Source organism: Gordonia sp. YC-XJ4, from assembly GCF_059511865.1.
Map to the genome: position 1 here is coordinate 211200 of NZ_JCAMPF010000002.1, position 14865 is coordinate 226064.

Below are 14865 nucleotides of genomic sequence, written 5' to 3' on the forward strand. Positions count from 1 at the left end.
ATGTGCAGGTCGGTCCTGCCTAGTGTCACTATGCCTGTCGTTGTCGGTGGCGTCTAGTAGGGCAGTGCCGCACTGCTGGTGGCGCCGAGTCGGCGGTCGGGGTCAGCGCCGCTGATTGTTGCTGGCGGAGTCGAGGATCGCGCCGAGGAACGCGACGTCGAACAGTGAACGCGTCCCGGCGGCGAGGTCGTCGTCGACCGCCGACTCGATGTGCTGCTCGGCTTGCCGCTCGATCCGCTCCAGGCTGCGCTGGGCGCGCTTGGCCTTGCGCCACTCCGCCATCGCCGATCGCCGACGAGCGGATCGCCGCCGGGTTTGCTTCTGCAGCAGGCGTTGCCGGTCAGGTGGGTCGAGGGTTGATCGTCGTCCTCCACGTGGACTGGAAGCATCGTCGTCAGCACCGGTGTCGGTTGCGGGGGATGCCAAGCTGGCTGCCGGCGGCGCGGTGCGGGGGGTGGGATCACCGAACGGTGGCACCCCGCTGTCGTCGATGACCTCCCGCACGGGTTGCACGCCGTCGAGCACATCCTGGGTTTCGTCGAGCACATCCTGGTAGGGGCGAGGCACCAGCGGGGTGTCGAACGTTCCCCGGGCGGCGCACTTGTCCCGCAAAGTCCGCTTCTCGTCGGCGGACAGGTCAGCCCACCCTCGCGCCGACTGTGATGATTCGATCGCCTCGAGTTGCGCGGCGGCGAGTGCCCCCCGCTGCGCCGCTTCAAGGTGCCGGGTCTGCCACAGCTTCCATTCGGCGTTGTTCCCTGATGCCTGATCCATCCGGAGCTGTGCGTGGGCCATCTCGAAGCGGGCGGCGCCGAGATCTCGGTGGGCTTTGCTGGCGGCCGGCAGGGTCGGCGCCGGCGGCATCAGTTGCGCCTGTTGCCGCCGATAGTGCTCCATGACCCGGCCTTCGGCGAGCCGTGCTGCCAGTTCGGGGATCTGCGGGTCCTTCGGGTTGCTGGCGATCAGCTCTGCGAGCTCGTGTTCGGCGCGCTGCTGGTAGGAGCGGGTGGAGTACAGATCCGAACGCCGGCAGGCGACGACGCGGGCGATGTCGCGTGCCTGCGCCTCCAGGCGGGAGCGTCGAACCCCCGGCGGCGCGGCCTTCATGCGGTCGACGACCTGCGCGAGTCGGGCATGAGCGCTGGTGAGGGCCTTTTCCTGGCATGACGGGCAGCGAGGTCCGGGCTTGACGCGGCACATTGAGCGAGATCGATCCTTCGTGCGTCGGGTGGGTGACCGTGCGGTGGCGCCTCCAGTCTCTCGCACCTCTTTCCGGTGAAGGTTCGACATGCGTGGGCAGGGAATTTCGGCGAATTATGCGATTCGGCTTGTGTGAGTCCGGTCCCTTCCGGGTATCATGCTTCTAGCGTCGCCCCCTCGGGGGCGGGAACCTTCCTGGGTCTGAGTGTTCGGCCGCAGTCGCTATGTAGTGCACAGCACGTCGCGGGGAATCGTGTGTTCCGTCCTCCCGCGCGTCTCAGCACTGCTACGACTTGCTGCCGCAGATCACTAGGGAGGTTTTCTTGTATTCACGGCCTGTATGCGCCCCCACACCTGCCTTCGGTGTTGCCTTTGCAACTCCGAATGGGGGGATGATCGAAGCCATCGCCTCCGGTGGCAGCTGCGTGGAATACCGCGGCTGTCACCGGAATTGCGTGCTCGTCGTCCCGAGAAAGACGAAGGGCCCGAACCGAAATCGGTCCGGACCCATCGAAGATCGAAGCCATTAACCATTGCGCAACGGTGGGTGAAATAGTCACAACCACCGTTTGAGGAGGTTAAAAGAAAGCCTCAGCAAGACCGAAGTCTTGAACTCGCCCTTGGCAAGAGGTCGCTGGGCGCCTCATGTCCAGAACTGAGCTTACTGATGCAATAGTACCGAAGGTCATCGCAGATGCAACCATACTTTTGTTCCGTGTGACCAGCGACAACCCCGACGATCACACACCACAGCGGTCACACGCTCAAGGATAGCGGTCGTCAGATAGTTGCCGTGGTGGGCGTGATCTGACGGTCGTCGACCTTCAAACTCATCGTCAGGTTGTACAGCACACACAACGCGCGAGTGGCGTCGGCGACACCGGCAGGGACGTCCGGTAGGGCGTCGGCGACAGCGCGGATAGCCGCCACCGACGCGGCGAGCACCGTCGGCTGCGCAGCCATCATCGCCCGCTGGTCGTGCTTGTCGATCGCCAACCCCAGGTGATACGGATCCGATTCCCCGTCGACGAAGGTCCGCAACGTCGACCACTCCTGCGGGTCGGCTCCCGTCCCCGGCCGCCACCTCCCCGGCGACGCCTGTTTGATCACCACGGCGTCCACCGCGTCCGCAACGGCGCGCATGAACGTGACATCCTCAGCAGTCGGCATTGTTCGCCACTCCTCACCACGACACGGAAAGTCCTTGTAGCGCTGATCCTAACGACGGGGTTTCGGCTACCCGACCCGATGAAAGTGCCATGGTCACAGCAGCATGCCGGCCGGCGCTGACCGGACGACCGATAGGTCCTTGGGGCGGAGCAACGCACCGGGATTCAACGCGGTTTTCGCGCGCGTCATAGCCACGTAGGCGAGGCGACGTTCGGCGGCAACGTCTTCCGGTGACAACGGAATCAGGCGCGGCACATCCGGATCGCCCGGATTGAGGAAGTCGTCAGCGATCCGCACCGACCCATACTCGAGCCCTTTGGCTTTGTGTGCCGTGGCAACGATGGTCGTCGCCTGTCGGGCCGGTACGAGGTCGGCGATGGCAGCTTCGATGACGTCGACTCCGTGGTCTTCGATGAGTTTGGCTTGGGTCGCCACATCCGAGACTCCGGGCTGGTTCTCGAGGTACTCGGTCAGCTCGCCCCACGTCGAGAACGCAGCGTATTTGGTGTCTTTCGGGGTTTGACCGGCCAGCAGGGAGCGTGCGGTGTCGCAGAATTTGAGTACAGCGTCACTGTCGCCGACGAGTCCTACCCGCTGGCCGGCCTTCTGGGCGACGAGCACCTCGCTGATCGCCCCGCCATTGGTGCGCGCGAGCACTGCATCGGTATCGGTGAGGGCGAAGTCCACCCGGTCGTCGATAGCCGGGTTCCCGCGCACTCGCACGGGTGACTCGAGCTGCGAGAGATACACATTGGCGGCATCGGCGATCGCATCACCGAATCGGAACGACTGGGTCAGAGTGGCCGCGGTGTCGGTGGTAACGGTCTCGAGTGCATCGCAGGCACCTGTGAACCCGTAGATCTGTTGATTGGAGTCACCCACCAGAACCAACTGCAGATGGTGCTGCATGACGACCAGCCCTTTGAGCACCGGGTTCAGGTCCTGCGCCTCGTCGACAAGGAGGTAGTCGCCGTCACGCCCGATCCGTGGATGCGAGTCGGCGAACAGCTTCAGGTAGTGGCCGTGGGTGAAGCGCACCGCGAACGAGTTCGGATCCAGCGCATTACGCCAGGCGCGGCGGGCGCACGGGATGACCGCGTCAGCGAGTTCTCGTTCAGACTCAGAACCGCGCTCGACGCCCAGAATGGTGGGCATGTGGTCGATCGTGATGTCGGCGTCGAGAGTTTGGCAGAAACGCTCAACGGCCTGCAGTGCGTACCGCCCGACGTGGTACGACGAGAACAGTTTGCGTCCGTCGGCCAGTGACACCACCACCCGCTTCGGGTAGATCGCTTCCGCGGTCGTCGCCCAACGAGGGGCGTCGCCGTTGAGTTTGGCCAACAATGGGCCGTACGAGGTGTTCTGGATGTTTTTCCGCGCCAACGCGTGAGCGGTCATTGCGGCGACCGACCGGGGGAAACGCCGCTGCGCTTCGCGGGCCACAGAGTTGTTGAACGCAATGTAGAGACCGTTGCGTCCAGGCTGTGTTTGCTCGGTGACCCGGGAAATTCCCAGCAGCGTACTGGTCTTGCCGCTACCGGCGACTGCGGTGAGTTTCAGGTCGTTTCCCGCAGCGAACGCGTCGAGCGCGATCCTCTGCTCCTCAGTGGGCGAATGCCCGCCGAACGCTTCCCTGAGGCTTGCAGCGTCAACAGATGTTGCCACGGGCGTCAGCGTGCGACGCGGCCCGGGCCTGACTGCGCTGGCGCCGGCAGGAGGGGTGTTCGACGGCGTGCTGGCGGCCAGATGATCGTTGGTGGCCGGGGTGGTGACTTTGTCGGAGAGGATCCGGGCCTGCAGGGTTTCGGTGACCAGCGACACCGCCCCAGCGTGGCCATCCGCGGCGCCCGCTGTCTGCGGCGGGCGGTGCGTGGAGGACGGAAGGCGCTGCAACGCAGAGAGTCCCATCGTGGTGATCATGTGCGCAGCGAGCAACCCGCAGGCGTGGGCATCGGTGGCCGCGCGGTGGTCGTTGACCGCGTCCAGCCCCAACAACTCGAGCAGTCTTCCCAGCTTGTGCGAGTCCGCCGGAATGTAGCTACGTGCGGTGGCCAGGGTGCACACACCCTGCCATTGCGGGTTGGGGCCGCGCACGCGATCGAAAGCTGCGGTGAGGAAGCGATTCTCGAACGACAGGTTGTGGGCGATAACGCCCAGCGAACCAACGAATTCGACGAACTCACAGAGCACTTGCGGCAACGGTGGCGCAGACCGGATCTGTGCCGGAGTGAGCCCGTGGATTCGCTGCGCCGCCGGGGGGAGAGGTACATCGTTGCCGGGGTTGGCGATCTGGGAGAAGCGATCAACGACGGTGCCATCGGCCCGCATCTTGACCGCACCAACCTCAACGATGCGATGCATAGCCGGCGACCCGCCCGTTGTCTCCAAATCGATTGCGACGAAAGGGTGCGCGGCGAGCACGTCGATCGCGTCCGGCCCCGGCCGGCACGCGACGCGCGGGGTGACGATAAGCGGGGAATCCACCAGCATCCTCCAACAGTCAAAGGCTTCGATATCCCCAGTATCGGCGAGACCCCCGACAGGAGCGGCACAACAGCGATGAGCGACAACACCGAGGAGACCGTGGGCCACTGCCGGTGAGCGCTACGCCGCCGTGGCGATAGCCCAAGCTCTAAGCCGAGCGGCTGCAGGCCGACGGCGGGTGGATGACTGCGGAGACGACTCCGCCGCCACAACCTGGCTGGTTGGGGCGGCGGAGCGCTGGGTGCTGGTTGGGCGGTTACGGAACGATCGGGTAGAACGACACCCCCGGGCCTTGCATGGCCCGGACAGGAGAGTTCACCGAGTAGGTGCCGATGACCAGCGCGACGAGCCCGGATCCGGTGGGAATGTCGCGGGTGACCCGCTGGCCGGGGCGGGCGGCGAAAGTGACTCGGTCCCACAGCTCGCCGCGGAGGTTGCGGACGCTGGTGTAGGTGTAGCCGATCAACACCGTGCAGCGCGGGTTGCGGGCCCAGCCTTTGCCGTTGCCGGTGAATCCGAACGACCGCAAGGTCACTCGGAGCACGCCGGGCTTGGGCGAGGTCAAGCTGGTGCCGAGCGCGCCACGGCAGTAGTCGTGATCGCCGTAGGTGCCGAAGTTGTCGCCGGTGATCGCCAGGCGGGGTAGCTCGCGGGGTGCGGCGTTAGCCGGGCCGGCGCCGACGAGCGCGGCCACGGCCACGCAGATGGACAGGATCAACACGGCTAGGCTTCGTCGTCGCATCGCAGGTACTCCCAGATCAACTCACCGGCAGGTGAGCGAAACCCCAGTGGTCTCGTGCTACTTATTGTGCAGGTTCGGTCGAGCAACTTTCCGATTCACCCCGACGGGGATCTGGTGTTGCGTGGTCGTCGTCGGTTAATCCGGAAGAATCCCGATGTCGAAGCCGGCGGGCAGTTGGAAGTACGCGGGCACCCTTTCCGCGGGTGTCGCGGTCCACGCCGGATCCAAGCAGTAGGTCCAGGTCCGTCCGGAGTGGTCGACATCGATGTAGGTGATGCCGTCGACGTTTCGTCGGTGAAGTCGCGGATCGTCGGTGGACCAGTGGGAGAACGCAGCCACTCGAGGCAGAGGAGCGTCGCCGAGATCGTCGGGGAACATCTGGAAGTCGCCGTACTGGCAGCGATACCGCTGCGCTTCTCGGTCGAGGATCTCGACGCGCATGACTGCTCCTGTCCGAATCATTGGGCGTGGCGTTGTGGGTGAGCTGAGGGAACACTACAGCGGCCTTTTCGTCGCCACGCCACCACCGATCGGACTATGGGTTGAAGGTGGTAAACAGGCGTGGGGTGGGATTCGGGTGCGTGTCCCGAGAGTCATGGGCAGGTCATCGAGAGGGGGCGGCGTTGACGACCAGAACGACAGTGATGAGCGCCGGCGCTGTCACCATTCCGGAGATGATCGAGGCGTTGATCGATCACCTTCCGCCGCCACCGGGCGTTTCGAAGTGGACTGCGACCGTCGTCTGCGCCCGAACCCACGCCCGGGCCCACGCTCGAGGACCGGTCAGGGTGACGGAGCCGCATCTGAGCCAGGTGCGCTCCGGGAGGCTCCGATCCCCGTCCTGGGACATGATGATCTCCCTCGCTGACGCTTTCGGCGTACGTCCCGACTACTTCACGATCGGCTACCACCGCCTCCATCAGGACATGGCCATGCGTGACCGGGTGCTGCATGCGCGCGCTGACTACCCGCAGCTGCTGCGAGTTGCGGCTGCGGTCAACGATCTCCCTGAGATGTACCGTCACGCGGTGTTCAGGCTCATCGCGGTGTTCGCCGAACATGAGTGACGCACGCCAGGGTTCGCGCACCGGGGTGATGGCGCCCAGTCATAGTGGTTCTCGTTGCATCCAGGCGACTACGTCAAGGATGCGCAGATCGCTGATATCCGCGGGCAGCCCAGCGTCGGCGCGGGCGGCGGTGAGTCGCCGGCGGAGCTCTGGCTGCGATCGCAGGGCTGCGTGAATTGCGTTGAGGTGGTTCCCCCGGGTTCCGAGTACTCGAGTGACCACGGTGTCCCAGATCGGATACAGGCGGGGCCGTTTCCGAGCAATCAACTTTGACGCGATGGTCAATCCGATGCCGGGCACTGTCTGTAATCGATTCTCCAGTGCCCACGCCGGCCACGACGAGTCGAATGGCCCCTTTTCGTTGGCGAGGTCGCGGTCGGGCCCAATCGCTGCCAGAAGATCGTTGAACTCTGTGCGCCGGTCGCGGAGCACCTCGACGGCGGCGCGGGGGCCGGCGTCGACGGAGAGCAACGTGATGGCGACAAAGTCGTCGGCGGTGAATCGGTTGCTGTCGTCGGCGCGAGTGCCCAGAGAGTCCCACGCGTCGAACGAAGCACCGGTGTAGTCGGATCCGGGATAGGGGTCGCCGAAGTAACGTCGCAACACATCTGCGGCGGCGGCGGAGTTGTCAGATTGCAGCACAACAGGAATCAGCACCGAATCCTCTTCTCAAAGTGGGTGGCATACCCGGTATCTGGGTAACGCCATCGAACACGATCTGTAACGGCCGGGCAGAAGAATTGGTGGCACTCGACAACCCGACTCCGGCGGCGTGAATTCGTTTCCTCTGCGAAGTGTGCACACCAGCCTGCAGTGATTGTTTGGTGCGGATCAACGATGCGCTAGCGTGTATCCATGTCTCGACTGAAAACGACGTCGCTCATTGACGATCTTGACGGCAACACACTCGATATCGACGATGCGCACACCGTCACCTGGGCCTGGCGTGGCGTCACCTACGAAACCGACGTGTCGACCGACAATCTGCAGAAAATTGAAAGCGGGAAAATCCCGCTGGCGAAACTCCTGACGGTGTCAACCCGAACCGGCGGCCGCCAACAGCCCAGCACCCCAAGACTAACCGTCGCCTCTCCAACGAAAACCACCAGCAACAGCGAGGCAGCCAACGTCCGGGAATGGGCGTCGCGCAACGGCTATGACGTGGCTCCGAAAGGCCGCATCGCGAGGGAAGTAGTCGACGCGTATCGGGCGGCCCGCTCATCGAAACGGACCGCCAGCTGAGGCGAGAGGCTTTCGCGTCTGCGCTACACCACGTTCACTCGGGTCCGCGCACCGACATGAACTCCGCGACGGTCTTCGTTGACGCAGCAGACAGCGGGAACTCGAAATGCTCACCCTCGTCAGGGCCCGCGCCGGGCGCCCCGATCGTGCCCGACAACAGTGAGGACCGGTCAGCGTGTCGGGTGATAGTCAGATGACCGGACACAACTGATGGTTCCCCGTCGACTGTGGTGACCGGCCAACTCTCGCGGACAGCGATATCCAACGCCGGCGCATCGCGATCCGGACGATCGGAATCGGTGTGCAGCACGGCTGTTCGTTGCAGAAGATCAGCGAGGTAGCTGCGCGGTGTCAGCTCGAGCCCGAACGTGGCGAGATATTCGACGAGCTCTGCGGCCGCGGTGATCGCGGTGGCGTCGGAGTATCCGAGCTTCTCTACGAAAAAGAGTTCCGGCACTCCACCAGGGTCAGTTCGGTCTCCGGCTTCGCGGGGCATGGCGTAATTCTCCTAGCAGTAGTGGGATACAGATGTGGTGTTGCGTTCGACGGCACCGGCAGCTCAGCGGTGGTTGCTGCCCGTCGACAGGTGAGCTTCGCGGAGTGCTCGATCGTAGCTTTCGACCCCCGCGCGCTCGAGCACGAACTGCTGGAGAATCGCGGCGGTTGTTGTTTCACCGCCGAAGGTGTGCGTCTGGTGCCAGTCGCCGAACGCAAGGAGATCCACACCGAGCGGCTGATGCGGGTGTTCGCGGGCTTCGGCGATGTCGTTTCGGACCGCTTCCAGTTCTCGTTCTAGGCGTTCGATCAGCTTCAGGGCACGACGCAGGTGCAGATCCCGTTGCTCCTCGATGAGCGCAACGCATTGTGCCCACGTCGGCACAGACTCTTCGGGGATGTAGACGTGCCCGCCGGGACCGCGCCTGGCCTGGGGGAGAACGCCGTCAGCGGCCAACTGTTTCAGCAGAGTTGGTGAAAGGCCGCAACGCTGGGATGCCTCCGATGGCTTCAACAACCGAGGCTCGGACTGTTCACCGGATGCCGTCGTCATTGGCGCAATCTCCACGCACTGCAGGACACTGCGCTACCCGCCATATCGTTGCCCACAGGCTGACCCATCGTCGTTGCCTCTCCCATGCTCGATCGCTGCCGGCCGGACAACCACGTGCCGGCACCTAGTATCTCTACCGGAGTTCCATCTGCGTGCAGACGATCGACCCCGTGATGGAGATCGTCGTGATCTTCGCAGACGTGGTTTCTCCACCGCCTATCGAGGTTGGGGACGCGATGGCGGTGCCCGAAAACGTGACAGTCCGGTGATCGGGGCTTACTGCGTAAAGGATTGGTCCACCAGCTGACTCGCCGCCCGCCTCGGTGGCGGCAGCCCAGCCGGTACGGCCTGGGTCGTAGAACCGGACCGCGACAGTTGGTCGGCGGTCACCGTTCATCCAGCTGACGCGAATCGCGCGCTGCCCGGCTACGACATCCCCGGCAACGTACTCCCACCCGACGGGGTCATCATTGACGTAGCCGTACCGTGCGTAGCATTGCGCCGTCGCGGCAGTGATCGTTCCCTCCCAGCTTCCGCCGATGGCAATCCGAGCACCCGGAGGTGCCGCCGGGGTGAGCGGCGGGACTGGGGGAGCGGTCGGCTGCAGGTCGCCATGGAATCTGACGGCGGGTGATCCCTGTGCCTTCGAGGTCATGGCCGGGGCGGAGCGGGTCGCCGTCGACGAGGGGTGCGGCGGCGCCGGCGACGGTGAGTGACTGAATGGCGGTGAGTTCGTCGACGAGGTATCCGGTGCTGGTGAAGTGCACCCCACCAGCACCGCGCCCGCAACTGCAAGGACAATGGCAGCCGCGGAAACCCGCCGTCCCGGGACGTCTGCAGCTCTCCACGCCGGCCGGTGCGCGGTCATCGTCGATCCCTTGCCCCGCTCCGGCCCGCGGGAGTCGGCGTCGTCCGCCAGCTCCGTAGGTGACCGCGTATCTGCGCCCACAGACCGAACAGGCCCAACGTCACCCATGCGGCGACGAGGAGAACCCCTCCAAGGACACCCTCGAGAAGTAGCCATCGGGCATCCATGTGGCCGCTGGTGGCGTGGACGACGGCGATCACCAAAGTGGCTACGGCGCACAGTAAAGCGGTGCCGATAAGCGCCCACGACAGCCAGGAAGATCGTCGCGCCCACACCCGGCCCACCGGTGCGCTGGTCGCAACCGCTTGAGCCAGAACACCAGCCCAGAACAGCCCGACACCGACATACACAGGATTCATTGAGACTGCACCTCCGCGCGATTCGACATCTCAGAGCCCATGACCGCCCTTTGGTAGTTGGGGAAGTACGTTGGCGCGGCGGATGGCCGGGAGAGCAGCGATGTCGTTCCAACTGACCGACACGGTGGTGATCTTGTCGAGGCACTGTTGGACTTCGCGTTTGATCATCGCGAGGTCCGGGTCGCCCGCGCTGCTGTGGAGCAGCCGTTCGACGAGGGTGTGCAGTCGTTGCAGGGCGCGCCGTTCGGTGGGGCTGCGATCGTCGACCCCGACCTGTGCCGCGTAGTCGTTCGCAGCGTGCCAAGCCTCCCAGGCCCGGTCGGCGAGGGTGTTCGCGCGATCGACGGCCGGTTGCGGCGACTGGTCGTGTAGATCGTCGACCGCGTCACTGAGAGCCTGCAGTGCCGCGTTGTAGGTGACCGTTGCGGCGACTGTGCCGGTGACATCGTGCAGCAGCGGCTTGGTCAGATACCAAGCCTGCGCGTCGAGGCGGTAGTGACCCCACTCGGCGAGGAGTTCGGCGAGCGCTTCACGGGCGTCGTCGACGGTGCCGGCTCGTCCTGCCGGCGGGGTGACCGGCTCCGGGTGCGCCGGTGGCGGCTGGGGCGCCGGTGTGTCAGCACTGCGTTCTTCGCCGCGGTGGCGAATGAGGATTCGCCCTGACCCGGAGACGTGTTCGTGGCTGTGGCCGGCGACGCGGTGCGCGGTGATTGACCCGGAACCGGTGACGGTCAGCGTTGCCGTCTGGACGTCGGCGTGCACAGCGACGTCACCGGACCCTGTCACTCGTGCTGTGAGGTGCCTGATCCGACCGGCACGGACCGAGACGTCAGAAGCTCCAGACACGTCGATGGTGCAGTCACCGTCTACGCGGGCGACACGGATGTCGCTGGACCCGGTCACTGTCGCCTGCAGCGCGCTCACCGCGCCGGCGTCGACATCGTTGGAACCGGCGGCGGAAACCGTCAACGGGCCGCCGATGTCGCCGATACGGGTGTCCCCCGCGGCGGCGAGTACGACCGCGGTCCCTACCGGCACGCGCACAACAACATTCGATCCACCCGACACGATCAAATCCGATCCCGACATGGCAGCACGAGTGGTGGCCGCGGCGGTGACCGAACACACTGCCGCCGGTTGGGGGATCACCTCGAGGTGCCCGGCGACACCGCTGATCTGTACCGAGGTCACTGCACCGTATTCGATGGTCTGGGGCGGGTCATTCGGAGTGCCCGACCCCGATGACCTGAGGACTGATCCCGAATCGGATCGCAACTCGATCCGCCCGGCACCGGCATTCACAACCATGCCGGTCGTCCCGTCATATGTGCTGCCGTCGGCGAACATCAGGCGGCCGCTGATGATCGAGATACCACCCGGTTTGTCGGAGAGCACATGAATACCGTTGACGACCGCGATCTGCCGAAGTTGGCGTGCCCCCCACATCATTTCGGGCGCCTATCGTCACGGCCGTGGCCAGTACCCCGCCCATGCGTGTTCATCATGAGTGTTGCCATCCCGTGGGCGCACAGCCGGACCCGGCAATGTATCGGGTGGTGGTGAGCGCGGACCGGGTGGCTTGGGTGGCATCTGCGATCCAGTGCAGGGTATCGAGGCCCTCAAGGTCGACGGTGAAGGCGGCATCACCGAGGGCTCGGAGCTGTTCAATGATGGCGGTCGCGGCCTCGAGGGAGGCCAGAGCGTCCTCGAGTCGTGACACCAGTTCGCCGCCGTACACGCCGATCTGGTTGATCTGGTCACCGCGGGCCGCACCGGCAGATGCGGGGGTGGGCTTGGTCATGAGGGCATCATCGCAGGCGGTTGTGACAGTCGGGGATCGCGGGAAGCGTGGAGCGCGAGTAGCCCGACTGTGATCACCACACCGGCCAGTGCGCCGGCGGCGGCACATGCAACTGCATCCAGGCGCCATCTCATTGGTCGGCCGTGGTGTCGTTGGCGACGATCTCGTCGCAGCGCCGCCGGAATCCGCGATCGATGGGATCGGCGGGGCGAGGCGTGTAACGGTCGAGGACGAATTGCGCGGTCGCGGCCCGGTGGGTGGGGGAGACCGACCGGATTGTGTGATCCGCCTGTAGATAGCCGGCAAGCTCGGCCGCCAGGGTTGCGACCTGCTCGGTCACAGTGCGAGACATGTTGTGCGTCATGGTCACAGCCCTCGGGGGTCGGGTAGTTTCCGTCCGTTGGTGTCGGTGACGATGGTCAGCGCGGCGCCGGCATAGTCGCGTACGCGGCCGGGCAAGTCGATCACGTCAAGCAGGCGCGGGTTCCCCGCTCCGGCGATTCGGCGGGCCCGGGACATATCGAGGTCGCGTTGGTAGGTGCGGTCCGCGAAGCCGTCGTGCACTGCGACGGCGCGGACGACGGTGTCACGGTGCTCCAGGTCGGGAGCCGTGGGGACGGTGGCAAGATGGGGCATTGATCGGAGCTCCTATCTCTGATCGCTGGTTGTGTCGGTGTTCACGCACCGGCACAACCCTTATTCTTGTTGCGGGGTTTACGGGATGAGTCCGAGGGCGGCGGTGAACGGCCGGTCCGCGCCCCGGCAGGTATCGCAATAGAGGGTGCCGCAGTCGTCGAAGTGGTTGTCATGGCGCGGGATTCGCTGGAGCACCGACATCAGCAGAGTGCCGCAGTCTTCCGCTGTGTCGGCCTGGTCGAACACCACCGCCGAGCCGTCGCGGGTGTATGCGGCGATCCACACCGGGTCGAGTGCGCTGGTCGGGGCATGGCCGTCGCGGTCGGTAAACAGGACCTCGTGGCCGGTTTCGGTGGTCGCCGCCAGAGCGGCGCAATTCCCGCCGGTGCCGATAGTGGTGAACCGCAGGCCGGTGTCGGAGCAAAGCTCGCTGATGACCGCCTCGAGTGTGGTCGCAGGGGGTGTCACTGATCGCATCCTTTCGTCGGTGTCGGAGCCTGTGGGGCATCCAGGGGGCAGCGGGGGAGACCGAACTGCTCTCTCAGTGCACGGTGTCTCGGATTGCAGAGGTCGTCGGCGAGTTTGCGGCGGCTCTGGTCGATCGCGGACTGGGCGCGGCGCACGGCTGCGGCCCGATCGGCGTAGGCCAATCCGCGCAGCTGCGTCGTCCTGTGCCCGCCGAATGCCTCGCGCTTGATCACCGGAACATACGGGAATCGCGGGTTGCGTCCACGTTTGGCGGCACTAGCCTCACCGACATCGTGGCTGGTGGCGATCTGATCGATTGTCTCACCAAGCCGAGCGCGGATCGCTTCAGTCTGGATTCGTTCACGGTCGGCCATCTGATCGAGGAGGTTCTGTGGGGCGTCCATACGCAGAACTATACAACGGTGCGTTGTATGACACAACGGTGTGTTGTAAGGTTGCTTGCCGTGGAGGAATACCTGGATTTGGCGGACATCGCCCGCGCGTGGGGAGTGCACTCCGGGACCGTTCGCAGGTACTTCTACGAAGGACGCCTTCCGGAGCCGGACGCGGTCGTGGGCACCGGGTCGGGTAAGCGCTTCGGGTGGCGTCCGGCGACCGTGGAAGCGATCACCCGGCCACGGCGGGGCGCGTGAGCCGACCGCGCCGGCCGGCCATGACCGCACACGTGATTGATGTGTGACATCACCCAGCTCCCAAATCGCAACCGCGACAACCCAACAGAAAATTCATTCATGAGGGAAGGTAGTGAGATGGCTTCACCCGTGCCCGACCACGACGGCGACACGTCGCTGGTGGAGCGGCTGGCGGCGCTGTTTGATTTTCTACCTGGACCCTCGATGAGCGGTGGTCGATGGACGGCCACGCAGATCTCCGACCGAACTGCTGAGCTCGGACCGGTCGCGGTGGGGAAGTCATATCTGAGTCAGTTGCGTTCCGGCTGCGCCCGACACCCCAGCGTGTGGTCGATAGAAGCGCTCGCCCGAGCATTCGAGGTCGACATTGCGTTCTTCACCAACGCATTTCAAGATCGGTACGTCAGCCTCCCGATGCGTGAACGCGTCCAGCTGGCGCGCTACTGCTGGGCCGACGCCGAGCGAGAAGCCGTCGCCACCGACATCCTGCAACTCCCTGACGCCCAACAACGTGCGGTATTCGCACTCGTCGACATACTCGCCAGCCGCGGACACTAGTTTGGGGTACCCACATTCGCGAGCGAGTTGGTCGGGCGGACAGCTACGGCCGCACTTCAGACCGAAGGCCGAACGCCGCCGAACCCGGTGCTGTGCCCACCGCGTCGACGAGATCGCGTAGGGCTAGTCAGTCAGTGGCCGGCAAAGTGATTCGGTGGGTGGGGCCCCATTCGAGATCGGTGCCGTCGGTGAACTGGTACCAGAGCGGTCCTGGCCTGCTCTGCGTGCTGCCATCGGCGCGGAGAGCCGTGCGCAGGCTGGCGGCAAGCCCGCGTACGACTCCCCGCCCGAGCAGTCGCCCAGATTGCGAGTGGATTAGCGTCGATCGGCCGAGCAGCTTTGCCCGCTGGTCGCTGTGCATCAACTCGAGGTATTGCGTGCCGCTGTACACCAACTCATCGGATGAGCGGCGGGCGAACGCACTCGACATGACATACGAGGCCGGACCAATATCTCGGGGAGGCATCAGCGGCATCGGCCGTGGTTTCGGGGAGTCATCGTGGCTCATGGAGTGGATTCTCTCCCAGCTTGTTGGGCTATTCGATGATTTCAACGCCAGCGATCGCTGG

Annotated in this window: 20 protein-coding genes; 5 read left to right on the forward strand and 15 right to left on the reverse strand. The window is 65.0% G+C overall.

Annotation, left to right across the window (positions count from 1 at the left end; translation table 11 throughout):
* Positions 1 to 102 precede the first annotated feature (102 nt).
* The 5 genes from AC5ZH6_RS28830 to AC5ZH6_RS28850 form a co-directional block, all read right to left on the reverse strand.
* Positions 103 to 1200 carry a hypothetical protein gene (locus AC5ZH6_RS28830; protein ID WP_496169435.1) on the reverse strand — a complete coding sequence of 366 codons (1098 nt, stop codon included), beginning with the start codon at positions 1198 to 1200 and terminating at the stop codon, positions 103 to 105.
* A 780-nt stretch (positions 1201 to 1980) separates the two neighbouring features.
* Positions 1981 to 2370, reverse strand: a complete 390-nt coding sequence (locus AC5ZH6_RS28835) for a hypothetical protein (RefSeq protein ID WP_496169436.1) — start codon at positions 2368 to 2370, stop codon at positions 1981 to 1983.
* 93 nt (positions 2371 to 2463) lie between these two features.
* Complete coding sequence (locus tag AC5ZH6_RS28840) at positions 2464 to 4854, reverse strand: exonuclease domain-containing protein (RefSeq protein ID WP_496169437.1); 2391 nt, start codon at positions 4852 to 4854, stop codon at positions 2464 to 2466.
* 256 nt (positions 4855 to 5110) lie between these two features.
* Entirely contained in the window at positions 5111 to 5575 is a 465-nt protein-coding gene (locus AC5ZH6_RS28845) for an enoyl-CoA hydratase (protein ID WP_496169438.1), read from the reverse strand.
* A 156-nt stretch (positions 5576 to 5731) separates the two neighbouring features.
* Positions 5732 to 6037, reverse strand: coding sequence for a hypothetical protein (locus tag AC5ZH6_RS28850; protein WP_496169440.1), 306 nt, complete (start codon positions 6035 to 6037; stop codon positions 5732 to 5734).
* 347 nt (positions 6038 to 6384) lie between these two features.
* On the opposite strand from AC5ZH6_RS28850, the gene AC5ZH6_RS28855 reads away from it, so the two are divergent.
* Complete coding sequence (locus AC5ZH6_RS28855; protein WP_496169441.1) at positions 6385 to 6663, forward strand: helix-turn-helix domain-containing protein; 279 nt, start codon at positions 6385 to 6387, stop codon at positions 6661 to 6663.
* A gap of 39 nt (positions 6664 to 6702) precedes the next feature.
* On the opposite strand, the gene AC5ZH6_RS28860 is transcribed toward AC5ZH6_RS28855, so the two are convergent.
* Positions 6703 to 7320 carry a DUF6308 family protein gene (locus AC5ZH6_RS28860; RefSeq protein WP_496169442.1) on the reverse strand — a complete coding sequence of 206 codons (618 nt, stop codon included), beginning with the start codon at positions 7318 to 7320 and terminating at the stop codon, positions 6703 to 6705.
* 198 nt (positions 7321 to 7518) lie between these two features.
* Between AC5ZH6_RS28860 and AC5ZH6_RS28865 the strand changes: the two genes are divergently transcribed.
* Positions 7519 to 7905: a histone-like nucleoid-structuring protein Lsr2 gene (locus AC5ZH6_RS28865; RefSeq protein ID WP_496169444.1), complete on the forward strand. Its 387-nt coding sequence runs from the start codon at positions 7519 to 7521 to the stop codon at positions 7903 to 7905.
* 34 nt (positions 7906 to 7939) lie between these two features.
* On the opposite strand, the gene AC5ZH6_RS28870 is transcribed toward AC5ZH6_RS28865, so the two are convergent.
* The gene (locus AC5ZH6_RS28870) at positions 7940 to 8362 is read right to left on the reverse strand and encodes a hypothetical protein (RefSeq protein WP_496169445.1); all 423 of its coding nucleotides are present in this window, start codon (positions 8360 to 8362) and stop codon (positions 7940 to 7942) included.
* Positions 8363 to 8464: 102 nt separating this feature from the next.
* Entirely contained in the window at positions 8465 to 8953 is a 489-nt protein-coding gene (locus AC5ZH6_RS28875; protein WP_496169447.1) for a MerR family transcriptional regulator, read from the reverse strand.
* Between the two features lie 539 nt (positions 8954 to 9492).
* Between AC5ZH6_RS28875 and AC5ZH6_RS28880 the strand changes: the two genes are divergently transcribed.
* Positions 9493 to 9669 carry a hypothetical protein gene (locus AC5ZH6_RS28880; protein ID WP_496169448.1) on the forward strand — a complete coding sequence of 59 codons (177 nt, stop codon included), beginning with the start codon at positions 9493 to 9495 and terminating at the stop codon, positions 9667 to 9669.
* A 541-nt stretch (positions 9670 to 10210) separates the two neighbouring features.
* Here AC5ZH6_RS28880 and AC5ZH6_RS28885 read toward each other — a convergent pair.
* The 6 genes from AC5ZH6_RS28885 to AC5ZH6_RS28910 all read right to left on the reverse strand — a co-directional run bounded on the left by AC5ZH6_RS28885 (position 10211) and on the right by AC5ZH6_RS28910 (position 13489).
* The gene (locus tag AC5ZH6_RS28885; protein WP_496169449.1) at positions 10211 to 11629 is read right to left on the reverse strand and encodes a head GIN domain-containing protein; all 1419 of its coding nucleotides are present in this window, start codon (positions 11627 to 11629) and stop codon (positions 10211 to 10213) included.
* Positions 11630 to 11681: 52 nt separating this feature from the next.
* Positions 11682 to 11981: a hypothetical protein gene (locus tag AC5ZH6_RS28890; RefSeq protein ID WP_496169450.1), complete on the reverse strand. Its 300-nt coding sequence runs from the start codon at positions 11979 to 11981 to the stop codon at positions 11682 to 11684.
* Between the two features lie 130 nt (positions 11982 to 12111).
* Positions 12112 to 12333, reverse strand: a complete 222-nt coding sequence (locus tag AC5ZH6_RS28895) for a hypothetical protein (RefSeq protein ID WP_496169451.1) — start codon at positions 12331 to 12333, stop codon at positions 12112 to 12114.
* Positions 12334 to 12347: 14 nt separating this feature from the next.
* Complete coding sequence (locus AC5ZH6_RS28900; protein WP_496169452.1) at positions 12348 to 12617, reverse strand: hypothetical protein; 270 nt, start codon at positions 12615 to 12617, stop codon at positions 12348 to 12350.
* 78 nt (positions 12618 to 12695) lie between these two features.
* The gene (locus AC5ZH6_RS28905; RefSeq protein WP_496169453.1) at positions 12696 to 13085 is read right to left on the reverse strand and encodes a hypothetical protein; all 390 of its coding nucleotides are present in this window, start codon (positions 13083 to 13085) and stop codon (positions 12696 to 12698) included.
* Entirely contained in the window at positions 13082 to 13489 is a 408-nt protein-coding gene (locus AC5ZH6_RS28910) for a hypothetical protein (RefSeq protein ID WP_496169454.1), read from the reverse strand. The genes AC5ZH6_RS28905 and AC5ZH6_RS28910 overlap by 4 nt, the downstream gene beginning before the upstream one ends.
* A 60-nt stretch (positions 13490 to 13549) precedes the next feature.
* On the opposite strand from AC5ZH6_RS28910, the gene AC5ZH6_RS28915 reads away from it, so the two are divergent.
* Entirely contained in the window at positions 13550 to 13738 is a 189-nt protein-coding gene (locus tag AC5ZH6_RS28915) for a hypothetical protein (protein ID WP_496169455.1), read from the forward strand.
* A gap of 117 nt (positions 13739 to 13855) precedes the next feature.
* Positions 13856 to 14296, forward strand: coding sequence for a hypothetical protein (locus AC5ZH6_RS28920; protein WP_496169457.1), 441 nt, complete (start codon positions 13856 to 13858; stop codon positions 14294 to 14296).
* Positions 14297 to 14423: 127 nt separating this feature from the next.
* On the opposite strand, the gene AC5ZH6_RS28925 is transcribed toward AC5ZH6_RS28920, so the two are convergent.
* Entirely contained in the window at positions 14424 to 14804 is a 381-nt protein-coding gene (locus AC5ZH6_RS28925; RefSeq protein WP_496169458.1) for a hypothetical protein, read from the reverse strand.
* Positions 14805 to 14865: the final 61 nt, after the last annotated feature.

What these genes read in the sequence shown, in the direction of transcription:
- AC5ZH6_RS28910 (WP_496169454.1), bottom strand. Translation starts at nt 13,489, where the DNA reads ATGGACGCCCCACAGAACCTCCTCGATCAGATGGCCGACCGTGAACGA.
- AC5ZH6_RS28865 (WP_496169444.1), top strand. Translation starts at nt 7,519, where the DNA reads ATGTCTCGACTGAAAACGACGTCGCTCATTGACGATCTTGACGGCAAC.
- AC5ZH6_RS28835 (WP_496169436.1), bottom strand. Translation starts at nt 2,370, where the DNA reads ATGCCGACTGCTGAGGATGTCACGTTCATGCGCGCCGTTGCGGACGCG.
- AC5ZH6_RS28890 (WP_496169450.1), bottom strand. Translation starts at nt 11,981, where the DNA reads ATGACCAAGCCCACCCCCGCATCTGCCGGTGCGGCCCGCGGTGACCAG.
- AC5ZH6_RS28920 (WP_496169457.1), top strand. Translation starts at nt 13,856, where the DNA reads ATGGCTTCACCCGTGCCCGACCACGACGGCGACACGTCGCTGGTGGAG.
- AC5ZH6_RS28925 (WP_496169458.1), bottom strand. Translation starts at nt 14,804, where the DNA reads ATGAGCCACGATGACTCCCCGAAACCACGGCCGATGCCGCTGATGCCT.
- AC5ZH6_RS28885 (WP_496169449.1), bottom strand. Translation starts at nt 11,629, where the DNA reads ATGATGTGGGGGGCACGCCAACTTCGGCAGATCGCGGTCGTCAACGGT.
- AC5ZH6_RS28895 (WP_496169451.1), bottom strand. Translation starts at nt 12,333, where the DNA reads ATGTCTCGCACTGTGACCGAGCAGGTCGCAACCCTGGCGGCCGAGCTT.
- AC5ZH6_RS28875 (WP_496169447.1), bottom strand. Translation starts at nt 8,953, where the DNA reads ATGACGACGGCATCCGGTGAACAGTCCGAGCCTCGGTTGTTGAAGCCA.
- AC5ZH6_RS28830 (WP_496169435.1), bottom strand. Translation starts at nt 1,200, where the DNA reads ATGTGCCGCGTCAAGCCCGGACCTCGCTGCCCGTCATGCCAGGAAAAG.
- AC5ZH6_RS28900 (WP_496169452.1), bottom strand. Translation starts at nt 12,617, where the DNA reads ATGCCCCATCTTGCCACCGTCCCCACGGCTCCCGACCTGGAGCACCGT.
- AC5ZH6_RS28850 (WP_496169440.1), bottom strand. Translation starts at nt 6,037, where the DNA reads ATGCGCGTCGAGATCCTCGACCGAGAAGCGCAGCGGTATCGCTGCCAG.
- AC5ZH6_RS28880 (WP_496169448.1), top strand. Translation starts at nt 9,493, where the DNA reads ATGGCAATCCGAGCACCCGGAGGTGCCGCCGGGGTGAGCGGCGGGACT.